At 62.6% G+C, this 22,861-nt stretch carries 22 protein-coding genes and 1 tRNA gene; 4 read left to right on the top strand and 19 right to left on the bottom strand.

Features of this window, described 5'->3' with window-relative positions:
- The first annotated feature begins 107 nt into the window (after window positions 1-107).
- Window positions 108-707 (top strand): TetR/AcrR family transcriptional regulator, encoded by a 600-nt coding sequence (locus tag ACEPP2_RS05480; RefSeq protein ID WP_077546547.1) that lies wholly within the window; start codon window positions 108-110, stop codon window positions 705-707.
- Between the two features lie 136 nt (window positions 708-843).
- Here the strand turns inward: ACEPP2_RS05480 and paaZ are convergent, their stop codons facing one another.
- The 9 genes from paaZ to ACEPP2_RS05435 all read right to left on the bottom strand — a co-directional run bounded on the left by paaZ (window position 844) and on the right by ACEPP2_RS05435 (window position 9,721).
- Window positions 844-2,913 carry a phenylacetic acid degradation bifunctional protein PaaZ gene (gene paaZ, locus ACEPP2_RS05475; RefSeq protein ID WP_395516023.1) on the bottom strand — a complete coding sequence of 690 codons (2,070 nt, stop codon included), beginning with the start codon at window positions 2,911-2,913 and terminating at the stop codon, window positions 844-846.
- A 53-nt stretch (window positions 2,914-2,966) separates the two neighbouring features.
- Window positions 2,967-3,737 carry a Phenylacetic acid catabolic protein gene (locus ACEPP2_RS05470; RefSeq protein ID WP_395516022.1) on the bottom strand — a complete coding sequence of 257 codons (771 nt, stop codon included), beginning with the start codon at window positions 3,735-3,737 and terminating at the stop codon, window positions 2,967-2,969.
- The gene (gene paaE / locus ACEPP2_RS05465) at window positions 3,727-4,803 is read right to left on the bottom strand and encodes a 1,2-phenylacetyl-CoA epoxidase subunit PaaE (protein ID WP_395516021.1); all 1,077 of its coding nucleotides are present in this window, start codon (window positions 4,801-4,803) and stop codon (window positions 3,727-3,729) included. The genes ACEPP2_RS05470 and paaE overlap by 11 nt, the downstream gene beginning before the upstream one ends.
- A 27-nt stretch (window positions 4,804-4,830) precedes the next feature.
- Window positions 4,831-5,355, bottom strand: a complete 525-nt coding sequence (paaD, locus tag ACEPP2_RS05460) for a 1,2-phenylacetyl-CoA epoxidase subunit PaaD (protein ID WP_395516020.1) — start codon at window positions 5,353-5,355, stop codon at window positions 4,831-4,833.
- 5 nt (window positions 5,356-5,360) lie between these two features.
- On the bottom strand, window positions 5,361-6,143 hold the full coding sequence (gene paaC / locus ACEPP2_RS05455) for a 1,2-phenylacetyl-CoA epoxidase subunit PaaC (protein ID WP_395516019.1): 783 nt from the start codon (window positions 6,141-6,143) through the stop codon (window positions 5,361-5,363).
- Window positions 6,143-6,427 (bottom strand): 1,2-phenylacetyl-CoA epoxidase subunit PaaB, encoded by a 285-nt coding sequence (gene paaB / locus ACEPP2_RS05450; RefSeq protein WP_077546889.1) that lies wholly within the window; start codon window positions 6,425-6,427, stop codon window positions 6,143-6,145. The genes paaC and paaB overlap by 1 nt, the downstream gene beginning before the upstream one ends.
- Before the next feature lie 57 nt (window positions 6,428-6,484).
- A complete protein-coding gene (gene paaA / locus ACEPP2_RS05445) occupies window positions 6,485-7,486 on the bottom strand; it encodes a 1,2-phenylacetyl-CoA epoxidase subunit PaaA (protein ID WP_142587864.1) in 1,002 nt (333 codons plus the stop codon).
- A 17-nt stretch (window positions 7,487-7,503) separates the two neighbouring features.
- Window positions 7,504-8,709 (bottom strand): 3-oxoadipyl-CoA thiolase, encoded by a 1,206-nt coding sequence (gene pcaF / locus ACEPP2_RS05440; protein ID WP_152341913.1) that lies wholly within the window; start codon window positions 8,707-8,709, stop codon window positions 7,504-7,506.
- Window positions 8,710-8,881: 172 nt separating this feature from the next.
- The gene (locus ACEPP2_RS05435) at window positions 8,882-9,721 is read right to left on the bottom strand and encodes a PaaX family transcriptional regulator C-terminal domain-containing protein (RefSeq protein WP_395516018.1); all 840 of its coding nucleotides are present in this window, start codon (window positions 9,719-9,721) and stop codon (window positions 8,882-8,884) included.
- Between the two features lie 318 nt (window positions 9,722-10,039).
- Between ACEPP2_RS05435 and ACEPP2_RS05430 the strand changes: the two genes are divergently transcribed.
- Window positions 10,040-11,380: a pilus assembly protein TadG-related protein gene (locus ACEPP2_RS05430; protein WP_077546555.1), complete on the top strand. Its 1,341-nt coding sequence runs from the start codon at window positions 10,040-10,042 to the stop codon at window positions 11,378-11,380.
- Window positions 11,381-11,627: 247 nt separating this feature from the next.
- Here ACEPP2_RS05430 and ACEPP2_RS05425 read toward each other — a convergent pair.
- The 9 genes from ACEPP2_RS05425 to ACEPP2_RS05385 form a co-directional block, all read right to left on the bottom strand.
- Window positions 11,628-11,703: transfer RNA gene (locus ACEPP2_RS05425), tRNA-Lys, on the bottom strand.
- Between the two features lie 123 nt (window positions 11,704-11,826).
- Window positions 11,827-12,741: a PhzF family phenazine biosynthesis protein gene (locus ACEPP2_RS05420; RefSeq protein WP_052638650.1), complete on the bottom strand. Its 915-nt coding sequence runs from the start codon at window positions 12,739-12,741 to the stop codon at window positions 11,827-11,829.
- 98 nt (window positions 12,742-12,839) lie between these two features.
- Window positions 12,840-13,946, bottom strand: a complete 1,107-nt coding sequence (locus tag ACEPP2_RS05415) for an endonuclease/exonuclease/phosphatase family protein (RefSeq protein WP_077546557.1) — start codon at window positions 13,944-13,946, stop codon at window positions 12,840-12,842.
- Between the two features lie 46 nt (window positions 13,947-13,992).
- The gene (locus ACEPP2_RS05410; protein WP_395516017.1) at window positions 13,993-15,021 is read right to left on the bottom strand and encodes an ABC transporter ATP-binding protein; all 1,029 of its coding nucleotides are present in this window, start codon (window positions 15,019-15,021) and stop codon (window positions 13,993-13,995) included.
- Window positions 15,009-16,703 carry an ABC transporter permease gene (locus tag ACEPP2_RS05405; protein WP_395516016.1) on the bottom strand — a complete coding sequence of 565 codons (1,695 nt, stop codon included), beginning with the start codon at window positions 16,701-16,703 and terminating at the stop codon, window positions 15,009-15,011. Before ACEPP2_RS05405 ends, ACEPP2_RS05410 begins: the two co-directional genes overlap by 13 nt.
- Before the next feature lie 14 nt (window positions 16,704-16,717).
- Window positions 16,718-17,701 carry an ABC transporter substrate-binding protein gene (locus ACEPP2_RS05400; protein ID WP_395516015.1) on the bottom strand — a complete coding sequence of 328 codons (984 nt, stop codon included), beginning with the start codon at window positions 17,699-17,701 and terminating at the stop codon, window positions 16,718-16,720.
- 128 nt (window positions 17,702-17,829) lie between these two features.
- Window positions 17,830-19,056 carry an aminotransferase-like domain-containing protein gene (locus ACEPP2_RS05395; RefSeq protein WP_395516014.1) on the bottom strand — a complete coding sequence of 409 codons (1,227 nt, stop codon included), beginning with the start codon at window positions 19,054-19,056 and terminating at the stop codon, window positions 17,830-17,832.
- A 197-nt stretch (window positions 19,057-19,253) separates the two neighbouring features.
- On the bottom strand, window positions 19,254-20,273 hold the full coding sequence (ilvC, locus tag ACEPP2_RS05390; RefSeq protein ID WP_077546562.1) for a ketol-acid reductoisomerase: 1,020 nt from the start codon (window positions 20,271-20,273) through the stop codon (window positions 19,254-19,256).
- A 41-nt stretch (window positions 20,274-20,314) separates the two neighbouring features.
- Entirely contained in the window at window positions 20,315-20,953 is a 639-nt protein-coding gene (locus ACEPP2_RS05385) for a TetR/AcrR family transcriptional regulator (protein ID WP_077546891.1), read from the bottom strand.
- 152 nt (window positions 20,954-21,105) lie between these two features.
- Here ACEPP2_RS05385 and ACEPP2_RS05380 point away from each other — a divergent pair, with 152 nt between their 5' ends.
- Window positions 21,106-21,486, top strand: coding sequence for a DUF4087 domain-containing protein (locus ACEPP2_RS05380; RefSeq protein WP_142587876.1), 381 nt, complete (start codon window positions 21,106-21,108; stop codon window positions 21,484-21,486).
- Between the two features lie 42 nt (window positions 21,487-21,528).
- On the opposite strand, the gene ACEPP2_RS05375 is transcribed toward ACEPP2_RS05380, so the two are convergent.
- Window positions 21,529-21,993 (bottom strand): Lrp/AsnC family transcriptional regulator, encoded by a 465-nt coding sequence (locus tag ACEPP2_RS05375; RefSeq protein WP_077546564.1) that lies wholly within the window; start codon window positions 21,991-21,993, stop codon window positions 21,529-21,531.
- 151 nt (window positions 21,994-22,144) lie between these two features.
- On the opposite strand from ACEPP2_RS05375, the gene ACEPP2_RS05370 reads away from it, so the two are divergent.
- Window positions 22,145-22,861, top strand: coding sequence for an aspartate/glutamate racemase family protein (locus ACEPP2_RS05370; protein WP_077546565.1), 717 nt, complete (start codon window positions 22,145-22,147; stop codon window positions 22,859-22,861).

Here is a 22,861-nt window from a genome sequence, read left to right as displayed (position 1 = left end):
TCCGCGCGGGGTGACATTCACAGCCGGAGTCATTAGACGAAACAAGTCTCGCGGCGCCTCGTTCGAGCAACGACCGCGAGGCCCGAGATATTTTGGAAAGAATTGCCATGGCTCGGACACGAGCTCAGGATTTTGAAGAGAAGCAGCGCAGTATTCTGGACAAGGCCGCGGAAGTCTTCGCGACGCAAGGCATGGAGAAAGCTTCCATGTCCCAGGTCGCAAGTCATGCTCAGGTGTCCAAGGCCCTGCTCTACCACTATTATCCCAGCAAGGACGCGCTGATCTTCGCAATCATCATCACGCATCTTGAAACGCTGGACGCCGCCGTCGCTGATGCCGACGATCCTTCTCTCCCACCAGGCGAGCGGCTTCGCAAGCTCGTCGGCGCGGTGCTGGAGAACTATCGCGGAGCAGACAACCAGCACAAGGTGCAGTTGAACGCAACCAACACGCTGAGCGATGAGCAGAAGGCCGAGATCCTTGGCCTCGAACGTCATATCGTCCGCCGCTTCTCGGTTGTCATCGACCTCCTCAACCCGGCGCTGAACAATCGCGAGCGTCCCCTGCTCACACCCGTCACCATGTCTCTGTTCGGCATGATGAACTGGATGTACATGTGGTTCCGGGATGGCGGTCGCATCAGCCGCGAAGACTATGCGGATGTCGCGACAACGCTGATCCTCGAGGGGATCAAGGCCGTCCGCTGAACCCTGCTGCTATCGCGAGCAGCGCATCACACACCACGGCCACGGGATACCCGTCGATGGGCACCGCCTCCCCATAGGGGAATCCGGCGGGGTCGATGATTGCATCAATGGCCCGCCGTAGCTACAGACGGAACGGTTACTCCGCGGCCTGGGCGGCAACGGCTGGCCAGGTCTTGGCCACCATCGTCAGCACGTCGTACTGCGCCACCACTGCGCCGTTCTGGTTGGTCACTTGGCAGTCCCAGCGCACTTCCCCATGCTCCGCACTGGCGCGCGGATTGATCTCCTTGCAGGTCAGGCGCACCTGAAGCGTGTCGCCGAAGTAGACCGGGGTCAGGAAGCGCAGGTTGTCGACGCCATAATTCGCGAGGACCGGACCAGGATTGGGCTCGACAAACAGCCCTGCAGCAAAGCTCGCAATCAGGTAGCCATGCGCCACGCGGTCATCGAAGAAGGGATTGGCCCGCGCGGCCTCCGTGTCCATGTGAGCGTAGAAGGTATCGCCGGTGAAGTGCGCGAAGTGTTCCACGTCCTCCTGAGTGACCTGACGGGCCGCCGTGATTAGCTGGTCGCCAATCCTCAGCTCTGCGAGCGACTTGCGGAAAGGATGGATGTCGTGCTGCACCGGCGCACCATCCACCCAGCGGCCTGTCACCGCCGAGAGGAGCCGCGGGCTGCCCTGCACCGCGGTGCGCTGCATGTAGTGCTTGACGCCGCGCATGCCCCCCATCTCCTCGCCGCCACCGGCGCGGCCGGGGCCACCGTGAACGAGCGGCGCGAGTGGCGAGCCATGTCCAGTCGAGGACTTTGCGGAAGCGCGGTTGCCGATCAGCACACGCCCATGGAAAGGTGCTGCGCCCAGCACGACGTCGGCTGCAACGGCCGGATCGTCGGTGAAGATCGACGAGACCAGTGACCCCTTGCCCAGGTGCGACAGCGCGACGGCCTCTTCGAGGTCGTCGTAAGGCATGACCGTCGAGACCGGTCCGAACGCCTCCACCTCATGCACCGCGCTAGCACCGAAGGGTTTCTCGCAATACATCAGCACCGGGTTGAGGAAGGCGCCCTGTGTCGCATCTCCCGAACCAGTCTTCACCTCGTCCGGATTGCCGGCAACGATCTCGGCATCGGCCTGCAGGTCGCGGATGCGGGCCCGGACCTCCTCCCGCTGATCGAGGCTGGCGAGTGGCCCCATGCGGGTCGCCTCTTCGTACGGGAGACCGAGTGTCGTCTTGCCCAGTCGATCGCCGAGTGCAGCGACGAGCGCCTGAACATGGGCGCGCGGAGCAATGACGCGGCGGATAGCCGTGCACTTCTGTCCCGCCTTCGCGGTCATCTCGCGGGCGACTTCCTTGACGAAGAGGTCGAATTCGGGGGTGCCGGGACCGGCATCGGGCCCAAGGATGGACGCATTCAGGCTGTCGGCTTCCATGGTGAAACGGACCGAGTTGGCGACCACCGGGGCATGCGACTTGAGCTTGCGTCCGGTCCAGGCGGAGCCGGTGAAGGTCACGGCATCCTGTCCCGTCACATGGTCGAGCATATCGCCGACGGAGCCGCAGACCAGCTGCAACGCGCCTTCAGGCAGTATCCCGGTCTCGATGATCCGGCGGACGCACAGTTCGGTGAGGTAGGCCGTCTGCGACGCAGGTTTGACGACGCAAGGGACACCGGCCAGCAGTGTCGGCGCGATCTTCTCCAGCATTCCCCAGATCGGGAAGTTGAAGGCGTTGATGTGGATCGCGACACCGCGCATCGGCGTCAGGATGTGCTGGGCAACGAAGCTGTTGTCCTTCGACAGCGGCTCCACCTCGCCATCGGTCAGGACACGGGTATTGGGCAGCTCGCGGCGCGCCTTCGAGGCAAAGGTCAGCATCGTGCCGATGCCGCCCTCGATGTCGATCCAGCCATCACTGCGCGTGGCCCCGGTGTGGAGGCTTTCCGTGTAGAACTCCTCCTTCCGCTCCATGAGCGCCAGGCCGAGTGCCTTCAACATCGCCGCCCGGTCATGGAAGGACATTTCCCGCAGCTTTGGGCCAGCCACCCGCCGTCCGTGGTCGAGAACGGCGGCGAAGTCTATGCCGGAGGAATCGATGCGCGCCACCGGCGCACCGGTCGCAGCGTCGGACAGAAGCTGCCCCTCGCTCCGGCCGGGGTTCCAGCTTCCGCAGACATAGCTCTCGAGACGACGTGGGGCAGCAGTCATTGCATTTCCTTTAGTTCAGGATGGAGCGCGGGCAATTGGGCCGCGTCATTGTGTCAGAGACCGATCGTGTTCAATCGGTCGGCAAGCTGAGCCTCCCAACGGCCCAGCAGTTCTTCATTGGGGCTGTGGCGCAGCCCGAATTTCTTCAGGGTCGCGAACCGGGAGGAATTGGCGGTGCCGAAGCCAGCGGCCACGCGGGGACGCCAATAGGAGAGTGCGACTTCCGCTTCGGCTTTTCCTTCAGGCGTCACGACAATGCGCTCTAGCCCCTCAAATCCGAGTTCCGCATGGCGCGTCTCGCGCGGCGCGATTTCGCGGAACACATCGGCGAGCGGTCCGTAAGAGACCGCCGTGAGTTCCATCATCTGCACGCCGGTTGCAAGGCCCTGCAAGACGTTCATCACGACCGCATCGGTCCAGCCCGTGATCGGATAGTGGAAGATCGACAGGCGCATGTCGCCCGCCTGACGCCCCGCGCCGACCTCGGCGTCGCGTGCGACGCGCGCGGCCCAGTCATGCTGGCGCTGGTAGCGCTGGATATCCGTTCCGAAGGTTTCCATCACCTTCAACACCCGCTCGGCATGATCGGCCTTCTCCAGGGTGATCCGGCTCGCAGCAATCCGCTCCTTGATGCCCGGCGCATGGTTGATCGCGTTGGCGAACCCGGCCGAGGCCGCCAGCTCGCTGTCGACAAAGGAAGACATCAGCCGCATCAGCTCGCCGCGATAGCGGGCCGGGGCATTGTCCGGAGCGGACAGAACCCCGCCCTGCTCCAGGTATTCCTCGATCTGGATCATGTCCGCCACGTCACCCTCACTCGTCATAGGTCACGACCACGCGGTCGGACAGCGGCGTCGACTGGCAGGACAGGGCGTAGCCTGCACGCACCTCGTAGTCTTCCAGCGCATGGTTGACGGCCATTTCCACCTCGCCCTCCAGCACCTTGCAGCGGCAGGTGGAACAGACGCCGGCCTTGCAGGAATAAGGAGCGTCCACGTTCGCCTCGATGGCCGCCTCGAGGATGGTCTGGCCCTGGCGCGGCATGATGAAGGTGCGGGTTGCACCGTCCAGGGTGACCGTGGCCTCCACCCCGGTTCCGGGCGTGATCGCAACTTTCGACACCGCCTTCTGCTTTGCACGGCCCGGCTGGCCGCTGGCGAACAACTCGAACTTGATCTGGGCATCCGTCAGCCCGTGTTCGCGAAGCGACGCCGCAATTGCGAGCATCATCGGCTCGGGTCCGCAGATGAAGGCCGTATCGACCGCCTTGGGATCGATCCAGTGAGTAAACAGCCCCTTCATCTTCTCCGCGTCAACCCGACCGGTGAAGAGATCGATCTCCTGGCCTTCCTGCTCCAGGACGTGAATGACCGAGAACCGTCCCAGATAGAGGTTCTTCAGGTCCTCCAGTTCCTCGCGGAACATGATCGAGTTGATCTGCCGGTTGGCGTAGACCAGCGTGAACTTCGACTGCGGCTCGCTAGCGAGCACCGTCTTGATGATCGACAGGAGCGGCGTGATGCCGGAGCCGCCGGCAAAGCCGAGGTATTGCTTGGCCGCTTCTGGTTCGATGGCAGTGAAGAAACGGCCCATCGGCGGCATGGCCTCGATAACGTCGTCGGGCAAGAGGTTCTCATTTGCCCAGGTCGAGAAGGCGCCACCATCCACGCGTTTGATACCCACCCGCAGGACCCCCTCGCCCTTGCCGGCGCAGATGGAATAGGAGCGGCGCAGTTCCTCGCCGTCGAATTCCCGGCGGAAGGTGAGATACTGGCCCTGGGTAAAGTCGAAGAGCGCCCGGTCTTCATCCCGGGGCGCAAGCGTTACGACCACGGCGTCGCGGGTTTCGCGCCGGACATCTGTCACTTTCAGTGGATGGAAGCGTGCCATTGGGTTGTTCCTAAAGAGCGGGCATCGTCAGATGCACTTGAAATAGTCAAAGGGTTCCAGGCAGTCCTTGCAGCGATAGCTTGCCTTGCAGGGCGTCGAGCCGAACTGGCTGATCTTCTCTGTATTCGTCGATCCGCAACGCGGACATGCAACGGTCATGTTGGAACGACCCGAAAGCCGCGCGACTCGCCCCAGCAGGCGCCCGTCAGCGGCAGTGCCGTCGATGGGCGGTGCGATGCCGTAGGCGCGCAGCTTTTCGCGCGCGTCGGCGTTGATCCAGTCGGACGTCCAGGCTGGCGACAGCTGACGCTCGATGCGGATCCTGTCGATGCCGTGGCTGCGCAGGGCGTTCTCGATGTCGAGGTTGATGACGCCCGTCGCCGGACAGCCCGAATAGGTGGGCGTCACCGTGACGACCAGGGTGTCATCCTCCCAGTTCACCTGCCGGACGATCCCCAGATCCGTAACGCTGATCACGGGAATTTCCGGGTCGGGCACTTCGGACAGCCAGCGCCAAACCTCCTCGGTGTCGGGCTTGCTCTCCTGTTCCATGGCGCTTACCAGATAGCGCCGGGATAGGCGCGCTGCAGGAACTGCATCTCGGCCAGGATGAAGCCCAGGTGTTCCGAATGGACCCCCTTCTTGCCGCCACCCGCACCGGTAATCCCGTGCTGCCAGACCGTGTCCGGGTAGGAAAGAGTGGCCTCGGATAGCACGGCCTTGACTGTCCCTTCCCACGCGGCCCGCAGCGATGACGGCAAGGGTGCTATCCCCGCCTCGGCCATGGCGGCGTCGACGGCATCGTCAGTGAACATCTCGCCCGTATAGGGCCAGAGTGCCTTCAGGGCCTTCTCCATGCGTCGGTGGCTTTCCGCGGTACCGTCGCCCAGCCGGATGATCAGGTCGGCCGACCGTTCCAGGTGGTAGGCGACTTCCTTCTCCGCCTTGGCCGCGATGTCGGCAACGCGTTTGTCGGTGGAGGTCTTCAGCGCCCGCAGGAGGTTGATGTGGAAGGCATCGAACAGGAACTGGCGCATCAGCGTCTGGCCGAAATCGCCATTGGGGCGCTCGACCAGCAGCACGTTGCGGAAATCCGCCGCATCGCGCAGATAGGCGAGATCGTCGGCGCTGCGGCCCTTGCCTTCGACTTCGCCGGCCAAGCCTAGCCACAGCTGGCACTGGCCGATCAGGTCGAGAGCCTGGTTGGCCAGCGCGATATCCTCTTCGAGGACGGGAGAGTGGCCGCACCATTCGGACACGCGATGCCCCAGCACCAGTGCATTGTCGCCGATGCGCTGCAGCCAGTCGAAGAACCCGGACTGATCAACGGCGGTCGCCATCACATGTGCCCCACTTCGCTCGGAATGTCGAAGAAGGTCGGGTGACGGTATACCTTGGCGTTCGACGGCTCGAACAGCGGTCCCTTGTCGGACGGGCTCGACGCGGTGATGTCGTTCGAGCGCACGACCCAGATCGAGACGCCTTCGTTGCGGCGCGTATAAACGTCGCGGGCGTTGCGGATGGCCATTTCCGCGTCGGGCGCGTGGAGGCTGCCGACATGGCGATGGTTCAGGCCATGCTGGCCGCGGATGAAGACTTCCCAAAGGGGCCATTCGTTTGACATGACTGTTTCCTCCCGGAAAAACGCGATGTTGGACTGCGGGCTGGCGCCCTTTGCAATTCACTCTGCGGCGATCTTCGCGCTAGCGCGAAGCGCCTCTTCCTTCTGCGCGTGGGCGAGAAGCCCCTCGCGGAACCAGGCGCCATCTTCCCAGGCCGTGACGCGCGCTTCCATTCGCTCAGCGTTGCACGGGCCGTTGCCGGCGATCACCTCGAAGAACTCCGTCCAGTCCGGCTCGCTGAAGTCATAGCCGCCCTTCTCCTCGTTCCACTTCAGGTTCGGATCAGGGATGGTCAGGCCCAGGTATTCGGCCTGCGGCACGGTCTGGTCGACGAACTTCTGGCGCAGTTCATCATTGGTGTTGATCTTGATCTTCCACTGCATGGACTGGGCCGAATGCACCGAGTCCTTGTCCGACGGGCCGAACATCATCAGCGACGGATACCAGAAGCGGTTCAACGCATCCTGCGCCATCGCCTTCTGCTCCGGCGTGCCCTGCAGGCACATCTTCATCAGGATGTCGTAGCCCTGGCGCTGGTGGAAGGATTCCTCCTTGCAGATGCGGATCATGGCGCGGCTGTAGGGACCGTAGCTGGTCCGCTGCAGCGGCACCTGGTTCATGATCGCAGCCCCATCGACCAGCCAGCCGACCGCGCCGATATCTGCCCAGTTCAGGGTCGGATAGTTGAAGATCGACGAGTATTTCATCTTGCCGCTGTGCAGGAGTTCGATCAGCTCGTCGCGGCTGACACCGAGCGTCTCCGCTGCGGAATAGAGGTAGAGGCCGTGGCCTGCTTCGTCCTGGACCTTGGCAAGCAGGATCTGCTTGCGCTCCAGCGTCGGAGCGCGGGTGATCCAGTTGCCCTCCGGCAGCTGGCCAACGATCTCGCTGTGGGCGTGCTGGCCGATCTGGCGGATGAGCGTCTTGCGGTAGCCTTCCGGCATCCACTCCTTGGGCTCGATCTTCTCACCCCGGTCGATGCGGTCCTGGAAAGCCTGTTCTTCCGGCGTCATCTCCTCGCGCGCCTTGGCGCCTTCGGCCTTTACCATCTGTGCGTACATGGGGGGCTCCTCCCTGTTCAGACGCGTTCGATTATCATGGCGATCCCCTGCCCCACACCGATGCACATCGTGCAGAGCGCATAGCGTCCGCCGGTGCGGTGAAGCTGGTACATCGCGGTCATCACGAGGCGCGCGCCGGACATCCCGAGGGGATGCCCAAGCGCAATGGCGCCTCCATTCGGGTTCACATGCGGCGCATCATCCGGCAGACCGAGATCGCGCAGCGTCGCCAGAGCCTGGCTGGCAAAAGCCTCGTTCAACTCCATCACATCAATCTGTTCGATGGTGAGGCCGGCGCGCGCCAGAACCTTCTTCGCTGCTGGCGCCGGGCCGATGCCCATGATCCGCGGCTCCACGCCGGCGGCCGCCATGGCGACGATCCGCGCCTTCGGCGTCAGGCCCTGTGCCGACGCCGCCTGCTCGCAAAGGACGGCAAGCGCTGCCGCACCGTCGTTGACCCCGGACGCATTGCCGGCCGTCACGCTGAGCTCAGGCCCGTTCACGCCCTTGAGCCTCGACAGTTGCTCCACGGTCGTACCGGGACGCGGATGCTCATCGGTATCGACGACGAGCGGATCGCCCTTCTTCTGGGGTAATGTGACGGGCACGATCTCGTCGGCGAATAGCCCGGCCGCCTGCGCAGCCGCCCAGCGCGCGTGGCTGCGGGCAGCAAAAGCATCCTGGTCTGCGCGGCTGACCGCGAAATCGGCGGCCACATTGTCGGCGGTCTGCGGCATGGAATCGATGCCGAACTCCGCCTTCATCTTGGGATTGACGAAGCGCCAGCCGATCGTGGTGTCATAGACGGCGTTCGACCGGGAAAAGGCAGTTTCAGCCTTCGGCATGACGAAGGGTGCGCGGCTCATGCTCTCGACACCACCGGCGATGACGAAATCACAATCGCCCGCCTTGATCGCACGGGCTGCCATCCCGATTGCATCCATGCCCGAGCCGCAGAGGCGGTTGACTGTCGTGCCCGGCACGACGACCGGCATTCCGGCCAGGAGGGCCGCCATGCGGCCGACATTGCGATTGTCTTCGCCTGCCTGGTTGGCGCAGCCATAGACAAGGTCGTCCACGGCCGACCAGTCCACGCCCGGATTGCGCGTCGTCAGTGCCTTCAGGGGCAGTGCGGCGAGATCGTCGGCGCGAACCTGCGCCAGAGCGCCGCCATAGCGTCCGATAGGCGTCCGGACCGCATCACAGATATAGGCGTCGCGCATTATTCCTCCCATTCGGCCCTCCGGTCGCGAGCGGCTCTCCCCATTCGCCGACCGATCGGTCAACTTATAGCTTCTAAAACATCACATGCAAAGTGATTTTTTTGATGTTTGCGTGATGTGTTGGGTCGCACAGCCCCTGCGCGGTGTGACGGAACCAGAATGAGTAGCTTGATCAGATAGTTGGCTCGAGGAGGCGATCCCTGCTGGCTACAGTCTGTGCCGGCAGTGCTCCCTCCTCCCCTTCGCACCGGGCGGCGATATGACGTTCCGCGGCAGGTGTGAGGCGCAGGTACAGCCGGCGGAACAGGTCCCGCGCATCATGACCGCTCCAGCCGGGCGGCAGCGCCGCCTGCGGCAGGCGCGGGTCGCGCAGAAGCACATGCCGATAGGCGTGCACGAGCAGCAGCCGCGCCATCAGAGCATCCGCGTCCGACAAGGTGCGGGCGGATATCGACCGCTCGAGCGGCGCGAAGCGTGCAATGATCTCCTCATAACCGGCCTGCAGGGCGGAGAGATCCCAGAATTGGGCCAGACCCGCCGGGTCGTCGGGATCGACGGCATGCAGTGTCAGTGCGCCCGAAGGCGCGGCCTGCCCGCGATCCGGCCGGATGAAGACGGAGCCGCCCATATGGCCCAGTCGCTGCCGCCGCCCCTCCTCCGGAGAAAGTTCCGGAGCATGGATGACCTGCCACCCACGGGCCGGAACATCCTGCCCATAGAGCAACCCGGCCGCCTGGTCGAAGGCCGCCCGCGCAGAGGCATCCAGCCGGTAGTAGCTGCGCCGGCCGATCCTCTCCCCCTGAAGCTGGCGCGCGGCAACCAACCGCGACACGGCGGTCCGCACAAGCGATTCGTTGATGCCGACGCGGGCGCAGAGATCGATCAGAGTGCCGGTCCAGAGCACGCCCCCGCGCGGCACGACCACATCACCATAGATCGTGACGATGAACGCCGCAGCATTCAGCCGCAGGTCGCGCGCGAGGTCGGCAATCGGATCGGTTTCGTTTCTCATGCGCCCAGATACGGCATTGGCCCCACGCACCGCAAGCCTGCTGGTCCGAGGCTGAGAGGGGTGGCACCGCCTGGGGAACGTCCCGGCCGGACAATCCGAACGCCGAACATTCCGCATTGAACGAACTGGGTCATCCGGTTTGGCTGACGTTCACTGTAGTTGGATGGACCGCCGGTATTCGATCAACCGCTTGGTAATACACCATTAGGAATGGTCGTTAATTCCACCGACACGTCTAATTGATATGAGGTCCTATCGGCCCATGATATGGCCTCTCTGCTGCATGATGCTGCTTTCGTCCATCGAGAGAGAGTAAGCATGCTCGTCCAATTGAGCCGGATGCTGTCAGATACCAGAGGCAATTTCGGCATCATCACAGCACTTCTTATGGTGCCGCTCGTCGGCGCAGCGGGTCTGGCACTCGATATATCGCACGCGCTTTTCATGCGGACCCAGCTCTACAATGCTGCGGACGCAGCAGCAGTGGGCGCGATCACGCCGAATTCCATGGCGGTCACCAAGGCCATGCAGATGCCCGGCAACGGCACGATTGATATCGGCGCGGAAGACGCCAGAAAATTGTTCCTTCAGCAGATGTCGGGGAAGGATGCGGATCTTCCGCTTGAGGTAGAGGTGTCGGTCACCAAGGAAAATGGAACCATCGAATCACGCGTTACCTTCAACGCAACCGTGCCGACGACTCTGATGAAGGTGCTCGGCAGAAACACGGTCACGGTAGGCGGCACCGTCAGCGCGCGCTATCAGATGCCTGCGTTCATCGATTTTTACATGCTGCTCGACAACACGCCATCGATGGGCGTTGCGGCGACCCCGGGTGACGTCGAAAAGATGGAATATGTCACACGTCATGGCAACGCATCGGGAGGCGACAAGAACTGCGCCTTCGCCTGCCACATCGTCAGCGAAGCGGGGATCGAGGACAAGAGCAGCTATTACAATGTCGCGAAGAACAACGGCATCACCATCCGCATCGACGTAGTGGCGCAGGCGACAGCGGCTCTAATGGCGACCGCCGAGAAAACCCAGACGGTGAAGGGGCAGTTTCGCGTGGCCGCTTATACTTTCGGGAAGACGGCGCAGGATGCTTCGCTCTATAAGGTAGCCGAACTGAGTGAAAGCTTGTCTACGGTTGCCAGCGCAACTGACAAAATCAAGCTGATGAGCATCCCATACCAGAACTACGACAACGATCAGCAGACCAGCTTCGACGACGCCCTCACGAGAATCGAGAAAGAAGTGAAAGGCGTACCTGGCAGTGGAAGCAGCGCCGCGGACCGACAAAAGATAGTATTCTTCGTGGCTGATGGCGTCGGCGACAGCAGAAAGCCAAGCGGTTGCACCAGCCCAAAAGGTAAGGTCGATGCTAACCGCTGCATTGAGCCGATCGACACGAAATACTGCACGAAGCTGAAGGAGCGCAACATCCGCATCGCGGTCCTCTACACCACATACCTCCCGCTCCCCAAGAATGACTTCTGGAACAAATGGGTAAAGCCGTTCGACACATCGATCGGAGCGAAGATGCACGAATGCGCGAGCCCGGGCTATTATTTCGAGGTAAGCCCCGAAGAGGGCATCAGCCAGGCCATGAATGCCCTGTTCAAGAAGATCGTCAGCACGCCACGCCTGACCAGCTGACCATACTGCTGAAAAATGTGTTCTTCGTCTGGCTGTTTTTCTTGAGGTGGAGCGCTTCGAAACAGCTCGACTGACAGAAGCAGATGGCGGAGCAGCCTTAGCGGGCATTGACCCCCACCGGCAGGAGTGGCGTTCTGTCGCCGCTTCGCGCGCATCGGCAAGGCTTTTAAAACGCACCAGTCGGAACGTGAGTTGGAGCCGACCTTCGATCAGGCGCGAACATAAAATCTGTTTAGGAAGTGCTTTTTGGTGGGTGATGTAGGGCTCGAACCTACGACCCGCTGATTAAGAGTCAGCTGCTCTACCAACTGAGCTAATCACCCGAATTCCGTCCGCCGCAAGCCGTGCGCCGCCGGTGTGTGAGGGCGTATAATGGGGAACGAATTGCTTGTCCAGCGTCGAACGAAAATAAATTCGGTCAGAAAGAGCTTGCATCGACGGATGGGTCAGAGCTCCAGTGTCCCCCGGGCCAGCCGCACGGCCTCGCCCCCGATGCGGGCCCGGGCGATGCGCCCTTCCTTCACGTCGATGTGCAGGTGAATGTAGGAAGGACGGCCCATCTGGACGCCCTGCTCCACCAGAAGCGGGTGATGGCCGTCGGGCAGCGCATCGAAATGATGGACGGCACCGGCAAGCGCGGCAACGGCAGAGCCTGTCGCCGGGTCCTCCGTAATCCCCATGTCGGGAGAGAACATGCGCGCGTGGAACTTCGCATGATGATGCGTCCCGCCCCGACAGTACACATAGGCAGCCGCGAGGCCGCCATCTGCGAACGGGGCAACCTTTTCCCAGAGACCGGGATCGAATTCCAGGCTGTCGACCTCTGTTCGGCCGTGAACCGGTATCATGATGAACGGCACCCCCGCACTCCAGATCGAGGCACGGTGGTTTTCGAAGCCGATCGCACCGACCTGCAGGCTGAGCGCATCGGCGAGCCCCTGCATATCCAGCGGAAGATCAACCTTGGTGGGCGTTCTCGGCAGGTCGAATTCTGCGAAGCTCGCGGCGTGCTCGCGAAGCCGCACCGCACAGCGCACGGGCCCGACCTTCTCCTCCAGCACGCAGACCATGTCGATGTCGCCTTCATGCCCTCGTTGCAACTCCGCCAGCGCCACGGCAGTGCCGACGGTCGGGTGGCCTGCGAACGGAAGTTCTCGCGCCGGCGTGAAGATCCTCAGGCTCGCAGCATGGGCGGCATTGGTCGCCCGCTGGACGAAGACAGTCTCCGACAGGTTCATTTCCCGGGCGACCGCCTGCATCGTCTCGTCGTCGAGATCGTCACCGTCGAAAATGATCGCCAACGGGTTACCGGCAAGAACCTGATCCGTGAACACGTCGTAAATCCCGTAGCGGCGCGCCATCGTCACTCCCTGCACTGCAATCTCCGGATCGCAACCTGCCCGACCCGGCAGTTGGACGCAACCCGCCACGAACGACATGGTTGACGTTGTGGAGATACCTAGAGGCTCAGTTCCATCACCACCGGGCAATGATCGGACGCCTTGGGACGGTCCCAGCCGATCCTCGGAAACCGCTCGACCTCTTGTCCCGGCGGAAATGGCGTCCGATAGGGCTGACCGCCGCGAACGATTTCAGGCACCGCCGTAGCGTTGCGTGCCGCGAGCGCCGGCGACAACCAGATGTAGTCGAGCTGGCAGAGGTGCTGCTCCTCGGGCCCGCGGGCATGATAGAGGGTCCAGCGATCAAGCTCGGCCCGCCGTTCGACGGGGTTGACCGCAAAGCCATCTGCCGAAAACACGTCCAGCGCGCTCACGTCCTCGCGAACATGGTCGAACCTGTAGCCAAGGCGACGGCTGCCGGTGACGATAACCTTCTCCTGATAATCGTTCATGTCGCCGCAGATCGCGAAATTCTTCTTTGCCGCATGGCTGGCGCCGAAACGATCCTCGATGATCCTGCGCACCGCGGCCGCCTCGGCCGAACGCACCGCCATGGTGCTGATCCGCCCGTCGCCGGGCTCCCGCGCATTGCCCATCGACTTGAAATGCACGACATAGAGCGTCAGCGGACGCCCGCCGATCTTCAGGTCAAGCTCGAGGCAATCGCGCTTGAAGACCTTGTCGTGCGGCTTGACGGTTTCCGCCAGCGCCTCGTTGAAGAGATCGAGGTCCGCATAGGTCAGCATGGCATTGCTGCGGATGTCCACGAGTTCGATCGGCTGCCCGTGACGCGTCTTCTCGCGCATCAGCACCGCGACGTCGATGCCACGGGAGTCATTGCCCTCGACCAGGTACTTCTGCATGTAACCATGGCCGACCATCCGAAAGAGGTAGCCGTATTCGAAGGCATGCAGGGCGGGCATATTGTCCACCTCCTGCAGGCAAAGGATGTCGGCATCGGCGTCGGCGATTGCGAGCGCGGAGAGTTGTCGCGTATCATCGGTCGATGCCACGACCCGCGCCTGCTCCATCTGCTCATAGGCATCCTTGCTTCCGACGTCATAGAGGCGCATGACGCGATCACGCCGCAACTGGTTGCGGAATCCCGAGAAATCGAAGCGGGTGATGAGGTTCTCGATGTTGAAGGTGGCGAGGCGAACGGTCATTTCCAATTCCTGGATGGAAAGCTGTTATGCCCGCCGGCACCCGGAGTTACAACCGCCACCCGGACTGAAGCACCACCCGTACGGTTTCCCCCTGTCGCAACGGGTGTCTCGAGAATGCGCGCAGTGACTGCCCGCCTGCGATCTTCAGCCGCAGCGCGTAGCGCTCGCCCTCGAAGAAGGCAGAGGTTACCTCTGCTTCGATCCCGGCCGCATCAAGAACCACGTCCTGCGGCCGTATCAGAACATCGACCTGAGGTTGGCTCCCGTCACAGCCGAGGATCGCTTCCCGCAGATGCAGCCATTCCAGTCTCCGGCTTAACTCCGGATTGAACCGGACCGACAGGATCGACCCCTGCCCTACCAGTCCGCCGACCACACGACCCTCCGGGCGCGCATAGATCTCCTCCGGCGGTGCGACCTGCAGCAGCCGCCCCTCGGACATGACCGCGACGTCGGTCGCCAGTGCCATGGCCTCGCTCTGGTCGTGCGTGACGTAGATCATCGTAGCGCCGGACCGCGCGTGAAACTCCCGAAAGGTTTCCTCCATCTCCTGTCGCAGGTGCCGGTCGAGGTTAGCGAGCGGCTCGTCGAGCAGCACCACGTCCGGCTCGGTGACGAGGCAGCGGGCCAGCGCCACGCGTTGCCTCTGGCCACCCGAAAGTGCTGCGGGCCGCCGATCCGCAAAGGCCTCCAGCCGCACTGCCGACAGCGCCTCACGCACCTTCTGCCGCGCCCTTTCCTTCGCCACGCGCCTCACCTTCAGCGGATAGCCGACATTCTCCGCAACCGTCATGTGCGGCCAGAGAGCATAGGATTGGAACACCATGGCCATGTTGCGTCGCTCGGGCGGCAGCATGGTTGCGGCGTCGGCAAGCAGACGCTCGCCAAGCAGGATGGAACCATCGGTCGGCTGCTCGAAGCCGGCGATCATCCGCAGCACCGTCGTCTTGCCGCAGCCGGAAGGCCCCAGCAATGCCAGGAAGCGGCCCTGCTGTACGGTCAGCGAAAGATCCCGCACCGCCGGGTCAGCATTGGCAAAGCGCTTCTCGAGGCTGTTGAGGATCAGCGGCGCCATGGCAGGGCTCCAACGGGCATACGGCGCGCCATCAGTTCGAGAAAGAGCATGAGGACAACCACCAGAAGGACGACCAGCACCGAGAGCGCTGCAGCAAGATTAAAGCTGCCGCTGTCGTCGAGATTGTAGATAGCGACGCCGAGGGTTTGCGTCCCCGCCGACCACAGCAGCGCCGATATGGTCAATTCGTTGCAGGCGATCAGGAAGACCAGGATCACCGATGAACCTGCCGCCGGGGCGATCATAGGCACCATCACATCACGCATTCGCCGGGAGAAGCCGGCGCCGGCAAGGCGAGCTGCCTCTTCTAGCGACGGGTCGAGCTGTCGATAGGCGCTGACGACCGGCTTGAGGCTGACCGCGAGGAAGCTGGAAAGATAGGCGATGAGGATGATCCAGACAGTTCCGTAGATCGAGACGCCAAGAACAGGCAACGGAGCAGCGAAGAGCAGGATGAAGGCAACCGCCAGCACAATGCCCGGCAGGGCATAGGGTATCTCGGCGAGCGCGCCAACCACGCCCGCCAGCCGGCTCCTTGTCTGAACGATATAATACCCGAGCAGTACGGAGATCAGCAGCAGCCCAAGTGCGGTCGCGAGTGCCAGCGTGAGGGAATTCGCAAAGGCAGTCTGCGTCACCGACTGCCGCAACAGCACCTCCTCGTAAGCGTGCAGGGTCGCCGTTTCCACCGTCAGCGGCACACCGTAGGCCGGCGCGAGCGAGCTTGCCAGGAGCGCCAGGAACGGCAGGACGAGGATGACACAGGTCAGACCCCAGAGAAGCACTTCCACCGCCAGGCGATGGCGACTGAGAGTGAAGAGTGCAACTTGCCCGGAGTGCCCGATGGCGCGAAAATCGCGTCCCCGCAAGACGCGCGCCTCCACCGACAGCCCGACGAGCGCAAGGAGCGTGATCAGGGCCGAGATGATGGAGATATCGGAGAAGGTCGTCGGCCCGAAGCTCGCAAATTTCGAATAGATCAGCGTCGGCAGCGTATAGATCGAGGCAGGAATACCGAGGATTGCCGGGATTCCGAAATTGCCGATGCCGGAGACGAATGCAATCGCCGCACCGGCGACGAGCCCGGGCGTGGCGAGCGGCAGGACGATGTCGATCAGCACGCGCCAGGAGGAGGCCCCCGAAAGCCGTGCCGCCTCGACGCCCTCCTTGGGCAACGCGAGCAGGCCGGCCCGCATGGCCAGGTAAACGAGCGGCGCATGCTGGACCCCGAAAAGGAGCGCGATCCCGCCGATGGAATAGAGCGGCTGCGGGCTGCCGAGCGGCGGCGCCATTCCGATCGCCTTGAGCAGCGTGCTCGATGGCCCCGTCAGACCAATCCAGGAAAGCGCCGTCACCTGCGGCGGGATCATCATCGGCAGCATGAACAGGAAGCCGAGGGCATTCCTGCCCCGGACATCGAACAGCGTCAGCAGGACGGCAAAGCTTCCGCCGAGGATGGCCGCTGCCACCAGCCCCAGGAAGGACGTCGTCAACGTATTGAGCGTGGCGTCCCAGAGCGCCGGGTCGGCAAGCAACCGCCCCGCGTCACCTTTCAGTGCGGAGGCGATGCCGGTCACGGTAAGCCGGGCAAGCGGCAGAACGCTGAGGACAACGATGACTATGGCGACAAAAGGAAACAGCCAGCGCGGCTGGCTGTTTCTGGAATAAGCCGAGGATGGCATTGCAGGTGGCGCAATCAGCCGGCGGCGTCGAAGATATCGGAGAAGGACTTCAGATCCTGTTCCGAGTTCTTCAGGGCATCTGCGGCATTGAGCGGCAGAACCTTGATCTCCTCGCGCGGCGGGAAGCCGGCCGGAACGCCGAGACCGCTATGCACGGGGATGTAGCCGAGGTCGAGCTGCACCTTCTGGCCCTCGTCCGAGAGGATGTAGTCGATGAACTTTTTGGCAGCTTCCTCATGTTTCGCGGAGGACAGGATTGCGACGGGCTCGGTCACGGCCGAAACGCCCTCTTCCGGGAAGACGAATTCGACCGGCGCACCCTTGGCCTTTTCGCGGATCGGCAGGTAGTCAACGACCATGCCATAGGCCTTCTCACCCGAGGCGACCGACTTCAGCACAGCACCGTTTCCGCCGGCGGCGATGGCACCATTGTCCTTGAGCTGCCGGTAGTAGTCCCAGCCCAGGCCGTCGACGCCGGTCAGCGTCTGGGCATGGATGAGGGCCGCACCCGACGTCAGCGGGCTCGGCATGGCAACGAGGCCCTTGGCTTCCGGCTTGGCAAGGTCCTTCCAGCTTGCCGGCTTCATGCCGGCCTGGGTGTTGTACATGATGCCGGTGGTGATCAGCTTCGTCGAGTAGTAGTGACCGTCGGCGTCGTAGAGAGACGCATCCAGGTTCTTCGCTTCCGGCGACCTGTAGGCAAGCAGCTGCCCTGCCTGCTTCATCCGCTCGAGCGTCACGGTATCGGCGATCAGCAGGACGTCGGCGACCGGATTTCCGGCCTCGATCTCGGCCATGAGCTTCGCCATGATCTTCGGTGTCCCGTCGCGAACCCATTCGACCTCGAGACCGGGATTGGCGGCCTTAAAACCGTCGACCGTCGCCTGCGCGTCCTCGTTCGGCTGGCTCGTATAGATCACGAGATCCGCGGCCTCGACAGCGCCCGCAAGCAGGGCTGTGACTGCAAGAGTGGAGATTGCTGAGACGATCTTGTTCATGGGGGATCCTTCCTGATGGGATGCCCCGCTAGATCACAGCCGTCTAACAGTCATGTGACAGCGCGCCGTCCTGCTGTGGACGGCGGAAGGCGCCCGCGAACCCAGGCGCCTTCCAATGTCGGATCACATCACGCCGCTTCGGCTACTGCCGTGCTGATCAGGCGACCGAGGCGCTGGATGCCCTCCTCGATCATCGCTTCGCTTGCGCAGGAGAAGGAGAGCCGAAGCGTATTGTTGTTCGAACCATCCGCGTAGAAAGCCTTGCCGGGAACGAAAGCAACCTTCTCCGTCTGGATCGACCGCGCGAGAAGCTCGGCACCGTCCATGCCTTCCGGAAGTCGCACCCAGACGAACATGCCACCTTCGGGTTTCGTCCAGGTGGCACCGGCGGGCATGTACTTGTCGAGCGCCGCAAGCATCGCGTCGCGGCGGGCGCTGTAGGCCTTCTTGATCTTGGCCACCTGCTCCGGGAATATGCGTTCGGCGACATGGGCGATCGCGATCTGGTTTATGGTGGAGGAGTGCAGGTCGGCTGCCTGCTTCATCAGCACCAGCTTGCGGATAACCGGCATCGCAGCGACGACGAAGCCCACCCGAAGCCCCGGGGCGAGCGTCTTGGAGAAGCTGCCGCTGTAGATCGTCCGCGTGTTCTCGATCCCGCCATTGCGGGCGATATCGAGCGCCATGATCGGTGGCACGGGCTCGCCGTCATAGCGCAGGTTCTGGTAGGCGGCATCCTCGATGATCGCGACATCCAGTTCGTCCGCCAGTTCCAGCAGCTTCTCGCGACCTGCGCGATCCACCGTCTCCCCCGTCGGATTGGAGAAGTCGGACGAGAGGTATGCGAACTTGACCGCGCCGCCCGCCTTCGCAGCAGCCTCGCGATAGCCGTCCGGCGTGCGGTTGCCGTTCAGCGACAGCTGGTCGTAGGTCGGCTCATAGGCGTTGAAGGCCTGCAGCGCGCCCAGATAGGTCGGCCAGGTGACGAGCGCCGTATCCTTCGGCGACAGGAAGAGCTTGCCGAGGTAATCCAGCGCCTGCTGCGACCCGGACGTGATGAAGACATTGTCGACGCTACACGGGATGCCGATCTTCGCCATCTCGCCGACCAGCCATTCGCGCAGCGGCTTATAGCCTTCGCTGACCGAGTACTGCAGCGCAGCGTTCACCTGAGGCCCGGAGAAGATGTCGGCATAGGCCTGCTTGAATGCTTCGTCCGGAAACAGCGCCGGGTCCGGAATGCCACCTGCGAAGGAAATGATGTCCGGCTGCTCCAGGAGCTTCAGCAGCTCCCGGATTTCGGATGCGCGCATCCTCGAAGAACGCGTTGCGAAGATATGTTCCCAATCAAGCACCGGATGTTTCCTCATGTTTCAATTTTGTTGGCGCCAGCTTTACATAAGTTGCGATAGGTAAGCAATACTGACCTATCGTCGTTCGGAGTTTATCGCCATGGCGCGAGGCATGGAAGGCGCATGCGATCCGAACCAAGCAAAAGCGAACGCCGCGTCTTCAGCATGAAAACGCGGCGCCGGCATGATCGAGATGGCTGTCAGTTGACCGACTTGTCGACCAGCTTGTTCTTGCCGATCCACGGCATCATGCCGCGCAGCTTTTCGCCGACTTCTTCGATCTGGTGGCTGTCGTTCATGCGGCGGATGCCCTTGAAGCGTGCCATGCCAGAACGGTACTCCTGCATCCACTCGGAGGTGAACTTGCCCGTCTGGATGTCCTTCAGGACGCGCTTCATCTCGGCCTTCGTTTCTTCCGTGATGATGCGCGGACCGGTGACGTACTCGCCCCACTCGGCCGTGTTGGAGATCGAGTAGTTCATGTTGGCGATGCCGCCTTCGTAAATCAGGTCGACGATCAGCTTCACTTCGTGGAGGCATTCGAAATAGGCCATCTCCGGAGCGTAGCCAGCTTCCACCAGCGTTTCGAAGCCGGCGCGGATGAGCTCGACCAGACCGCCGCAAAGGACGACCTGCTCGCCGAACAGATCGGTTTCGCACTCTTCCTTGAAGTTGGTCTCGATGATGCCCGAACGACCGCCGCCGACGCCGCAGGCGTAGGAGAGCGCGAGTTCAAGTGCGTTGCCGGAGGCGTTTTGGTGAACGGCAACGAGGCACGGCACGCCGCCACCCTTCTGGTATTCGCCGCGAACCGTATGGCCCGGGCCCTTCGGCGCGATCATCACGACGTCGACGGACGCCTTCGGCTCGATCAGGCCGAAATGCACGTTGAGGCCATGGGCGAAGGCGATCGCGGCGCCGTCACGAATGTTGCCAGCGATGTCGTTCTTGTAGATGTCCGCCTGAAGTTCGTCCGGCGTTGCCATCATCATCAGGTCGGCCCAGCCGGCCGCTTCGGCAACCGTCATGACCTTGAAGCCGTCAGCTTCGGCCTTCTTGGCTGTGGGGGAACCCGCCTTGAGAGCAATCGCCACGTTCTGGGCGCCGGAGTCCTTCAGGTTCAGCGCATGTGCGCGACCCTGGGAACCGTAGCCGATAATGGCGACCTTCTTCGACTTGATGAGGTTGAGATCGGCATCGCGATCGTAATAGACGCGCATCGTATATGTCCTTCCCTATGCGTGTTCGTTGTTGATGGTGCTTATCGTCCCGAGGAGAAGCGCACTGCCTCCCCCGATTCTTGGCGCGTGCCGTGAAGCGTCAGGAAGGCATCGACCGCCCTCCGCGCCTGGCGCGCATTATCTTTGAGCCCCGGCTCGCCAAGCAGCATGCGCACATGCAGGTCGGAGACGACAAGGCCATAGAGCGTATGATAGGCGGCGTCCGCATCGTCGAAGCGCAGAAGGCCGGCGCGCTTTCCCGCATCCATGAGGGCGATGGCGCGACGGTCGATCTGCCGACGCCCGTGCTCCAGAAGAAGCTTGCCGAGCTTCGAGCCGTCCCGACCCGACTGGCCGACTGCCAGGCGGTTCAGCGCCAGCGAGATGTCCCCGGACAGAACCTCCAGCAAATCGCGCGCGAAGGTTTCCAGATGTTCCCGAAGGTTCTCGGGCGTCAGCTTCTCCTTGCCGCGCTCGAAGGTCCGCACCTTGCTTGCCTGGTGCGCGATCATCGCAGCGAGCAGGCCGTCGCGGTCTCCAAACCACTTGTATAGGCTTTCCTTCGAGCAGTTCGCGGCCCTTGCCAGACCGGACGTCGTCAACGCCCTGTCGCCACCCTCCACAAGCAGGCGCAACGCCTGTTCCAGAACCTCGTTCTGGCGGGGTGTAAATTCAGGCATCCGGCCGGCATCGGCGATCACAACATCTGCTCCAACAAACTGGTACCGTACGGTACGGTTCTTGTTAGCCTTATGCGGAAGTCTGCATTGCTCGTCAAGGGGATTCATTGCATCAATGGCTGACCATATGAGCTGCGGCGGAGACCGGAACGATGAAGCCGACATTCAACAGAACAGCCCTCCTCGCGGTTGCTGCCTGCCTGCTCCTCCCGTCCCTGGCGCTGGCCGCGGAGATGCGGTGCGGCTGGCTCGACAACCCGACGCCGCGCAACTGGTGGCTGGAAGATAGCGAGAAGACCTGGACCCTCATGACGCAGGACCCCGACCGCCCGGATGGGCCGGAGGGGATGGAACTGGTTCCGGACCTGACAGAAGGAGAGTTCGTAGAGGTCAATGGCCCGTCCTATGGCTATGCCTGCGTCTGCATGTCCGTAGAGACCGATGGCGACGAACGGATCACGAAGATCCTGTCTGTCAGGCAACTCCAAATTGCCCAGTGCAACAACGACAAGGCGCTCGCATCCAGAAACTGACGGCAAGCGCGAACCGTTGCGGCAAACCATCAGCTTCTATGGCTAGCGGGCGTAGTCCACGGGTAAGGCCTCGCCGCTCTTCAGCACCTCCATAGAGATGAAGGCGGAGACGTCGAACAGTTCGATCCGCTTGACCAGCCGCCGGTAGACTACGTCGTAATGCTCCACCCGGGGCAACACGACCTTGAGGATGTAGTCGTAGCTGCCCGTCAGCCGATGCGCCTCGACAATCTCGCCGATGTCGCTGATCGCCTTGCGGAAAGTCTCGATCCAGTCGTCGGAATGGTGCGCGGTCTTGATCAGTGCGAAGACAGTCGTCGGCACGCCGATGCGCTCCCGATCAAGCACCGCAATCCTGCCTCGGATATATCCCGCCTCCTCGAGCCTTTGGATGCGCCGCGAACACGCCGACGGCGAAAGCGCCACCTGCTCCGCCACCTCCGCCACCGGCATCCCGGCATTCTCTTGCAGAAGATCCAGAATCTTCCGGTCGCGCTGATCCAGCATCGGTAACTCTCCTTCATATGCACCCAACATGCATCGTATCGGACATTTGCGCAACGAACGTGCGCTGGCAAACATAAGCATGCTGAAGATTGCACGCCTCGGGACACAGATGCGCTCTAACTTCTCGACAACGTCCAGAAGGGGAACAGCAATGAAAAGCATCGGTTTGATCGGCGGTATGAGCTTCGAGAGCACGGCAGTCTATTATCGCCTGATCAACGAGACGGTGCGCGCCCGCCGTGGCGGGCTGGCGTCCGCCGATATCCTGCTCCACTCCGTGAACTTCGCGGAGATCGTCGAGATGCAGAAGGCCGGTCGCTGGAATCTTGCGACCAAGGTGCTGGCGGATAGTGCCAGGCGGCTTGAGGCGGCGGGTGCATCCTGCGTGCTGATCTGCACCAACACCATGCACCTCATCGCGGATGAGGTCGCGGGTGCCGTCCGCATCCCGCTCATCCACATCATCGATGAGACCGCGGCGGCGCTGCGCGCCCAGGGGCTGAGGCGCCCCCTCCTGCTCGCAACCCGATACACGATGGAGCACGGTTTCTATACCGACCGGATGAAGACGCTGGGCATCGACGTGATGGTCCCGGACTCCGAAGACCGGACTGCCATGCACGACATCATCTTCAGCGAACTGTGCGCCGGATCAGTGAGGGACGACTCGCGCGACCGTGCCTTGGCCATGATCGGGAAAGCGAAGGCCGCCGGTGCCGACAGCGTCATCCTCGGCTGTACGGAAATCTGCCTTCTGCTGGATCCGGAGACCCTGCCTCTGCCCTGCATCGATTCGACGACCGTTCATGCCCGCGCCGCCGTGGACTTCGCGTTCTCCCCCGAGATGGCTGCCGACGCGGCGGAATAG

This window comes from Pseudorhizobium flavum (assembly GCF_044142885.1).
Taxonomy (GTDB): domain Bacteria; phylum Pseudomonadota; class Alphaproteobacteria; order Rhizobiales; family Rhizobiaceae; genus Neorhizobium; species Neorhizobium flavum.
The sequence above is the reverse complement of the archived record's forward strand: the minus strand, read 5'-3'. Positions and strand labels throughout refer to the sequence as shown.

Bases quoted from the DNA above. Each gene is read 5' to 3' on its own strand.
- ACEPP2_RS05410 (WP_395516017.1), bottom strand. From the start codon at position 15,021: ATGGCGCCGCTGATCCTCAACAGCCTCGAGAAGCGCTTTGCCAATGCT.
- ACEPP2_RS05405 (WP_395516016.1), bottom strand. From the start codon at position 16,703: ATGCCATCCTCGGCTTATTCCAGAAACAGCCAGCCGCGCTGGCTGTTT.
- pcaF (WP_152341913.1), bottom strand. From the start codon at position 8,709: ATGCGCGACGCCTATATCTGTGATGCGGTCCGGACGCCTATCGGACGC.
- ACEPP2_RS05430 (WP_077546555.1), top strand. From the start codon at position 10,040: ATGCTCGTCCAATTGAGCCGGATGCTGTCAGATACCAGAGGCAATTTC.
- ACEPP2_RS05415 (WP_077546557.1), bottom strand. From the start codon at position 13,946: ATGACCGTTCGCCTCGCCACCTTCAACATCGAGAACCTCATCACCCGC.
- paaB (WP_077546889.1), bottom strand. From the start codon at position 6,427: ATGTCAAACGAATGGCCCCTTTGGGAAGTCTTCATCCGCGGCCAGCAT.
- paaA (WP_142587864.1), bottom strand. From the start codon at position 7,486: ATGTACGCACAGATGGTAAAGGCCGAAGGCGCCAAGGCGCGCGAGGAG.
- paaZ (WP_395516023.1), bottom strand. From the start codon at position 2,913: ATGACTGCTGCCCCACGTCGTCTCGAGAGCTATGTCTGCGGAAGCTGG.
- paaD (WP_395516020.1), bottom strand. From the start codon at position 5,355: ATGGAACAGGAGAGCAAGCCCGACACCGAGGAGGTTTGGCGCTGGCTG.
- ACEPP2_RS05380 (WP_142587876.1), top strand. From the start codon at position 21,106: ATGAAGCCGACATTCAACAGAACAGCCCTCCTCGCGGTTGCTGCCTGC.
- paaC (WP_395516019.1), bottom strand. From the start codon at position 6,143: ATGGCGACCGCCGTTGATCAGTCCGGGTTCTTCGACTGGCTGCAGCGC.
- paaE (WP_395516021.1), bottom strand. From the start codon at position 4,803: ATGGCACGCTTCCATCCACTGAAAGTGACAGATGTCCGGCGCGAAACC.
- ACEPP2_RS05400 (WP_395516015.1), bottom strand. From the start codon at position 17,701: ATGAACAAGATCGTCTCAGCAATCTCCACTCTTGCAGTCACAGCCCTG.
- ACEPP2_RS05470 (WP_395516022.1), bottom strand. From the start codon at position 3,737: ATGACGAGTGAGGGTGACGTGGCGGACATGATCCAGATCGAGGAATAC.
- ACEPP2_RS05420 (WP_052638650.1), bottom strand. From the start codon at position 12,741: ATGGCGCGCCGCTACGGGATTTACGACGTGTTCACGGATCAGGTTCTT.
- ACEPP2_RS05385 (WP_077546891.1), bottom strand. From the start codon at position 20,953: ATGCCTGAATTTACACCCCGCCAGAACGAGGTTCTGGAACAGGCGTTG.
- ACEPP2_RS05435 (WP_395516018.1), bottom strand. From the start codon at position 9,721: ATGAGAAACGAAACCGATCCGATTGCCGACCTCGCGCGCGACCTGCGG.
- ACEPP2_RS05375 (WP_077546564.1), bottom strand. From the start codon at position 21,993: ATGCTGGATCAGCGCGACCGGAAGATTCTGGATCTTCTGCAAGAGAAT.
- ACEPP2_RS05480 (WP_077546547.1), top strand. From the start codon at position 108: ATGGCTCGGACACGAGCTCAGGATTTTGAAGAGAAGCAGCGCAGTATT.
- ilvC (WP_077546562.1), bottom strand. From the start codon at position 20,273: ATGCGCGTCTATTACGATCGCGATGCCGATCTCAACCTCATCAAGTCG.
- ACEPP2_RS05370 (WP_077546565.1), top strand. From the start codon at position 22,145: ATGAAAAGCATCGGTTTGATCGGCGGTATGAGCTTCGAGAGCACGGCA.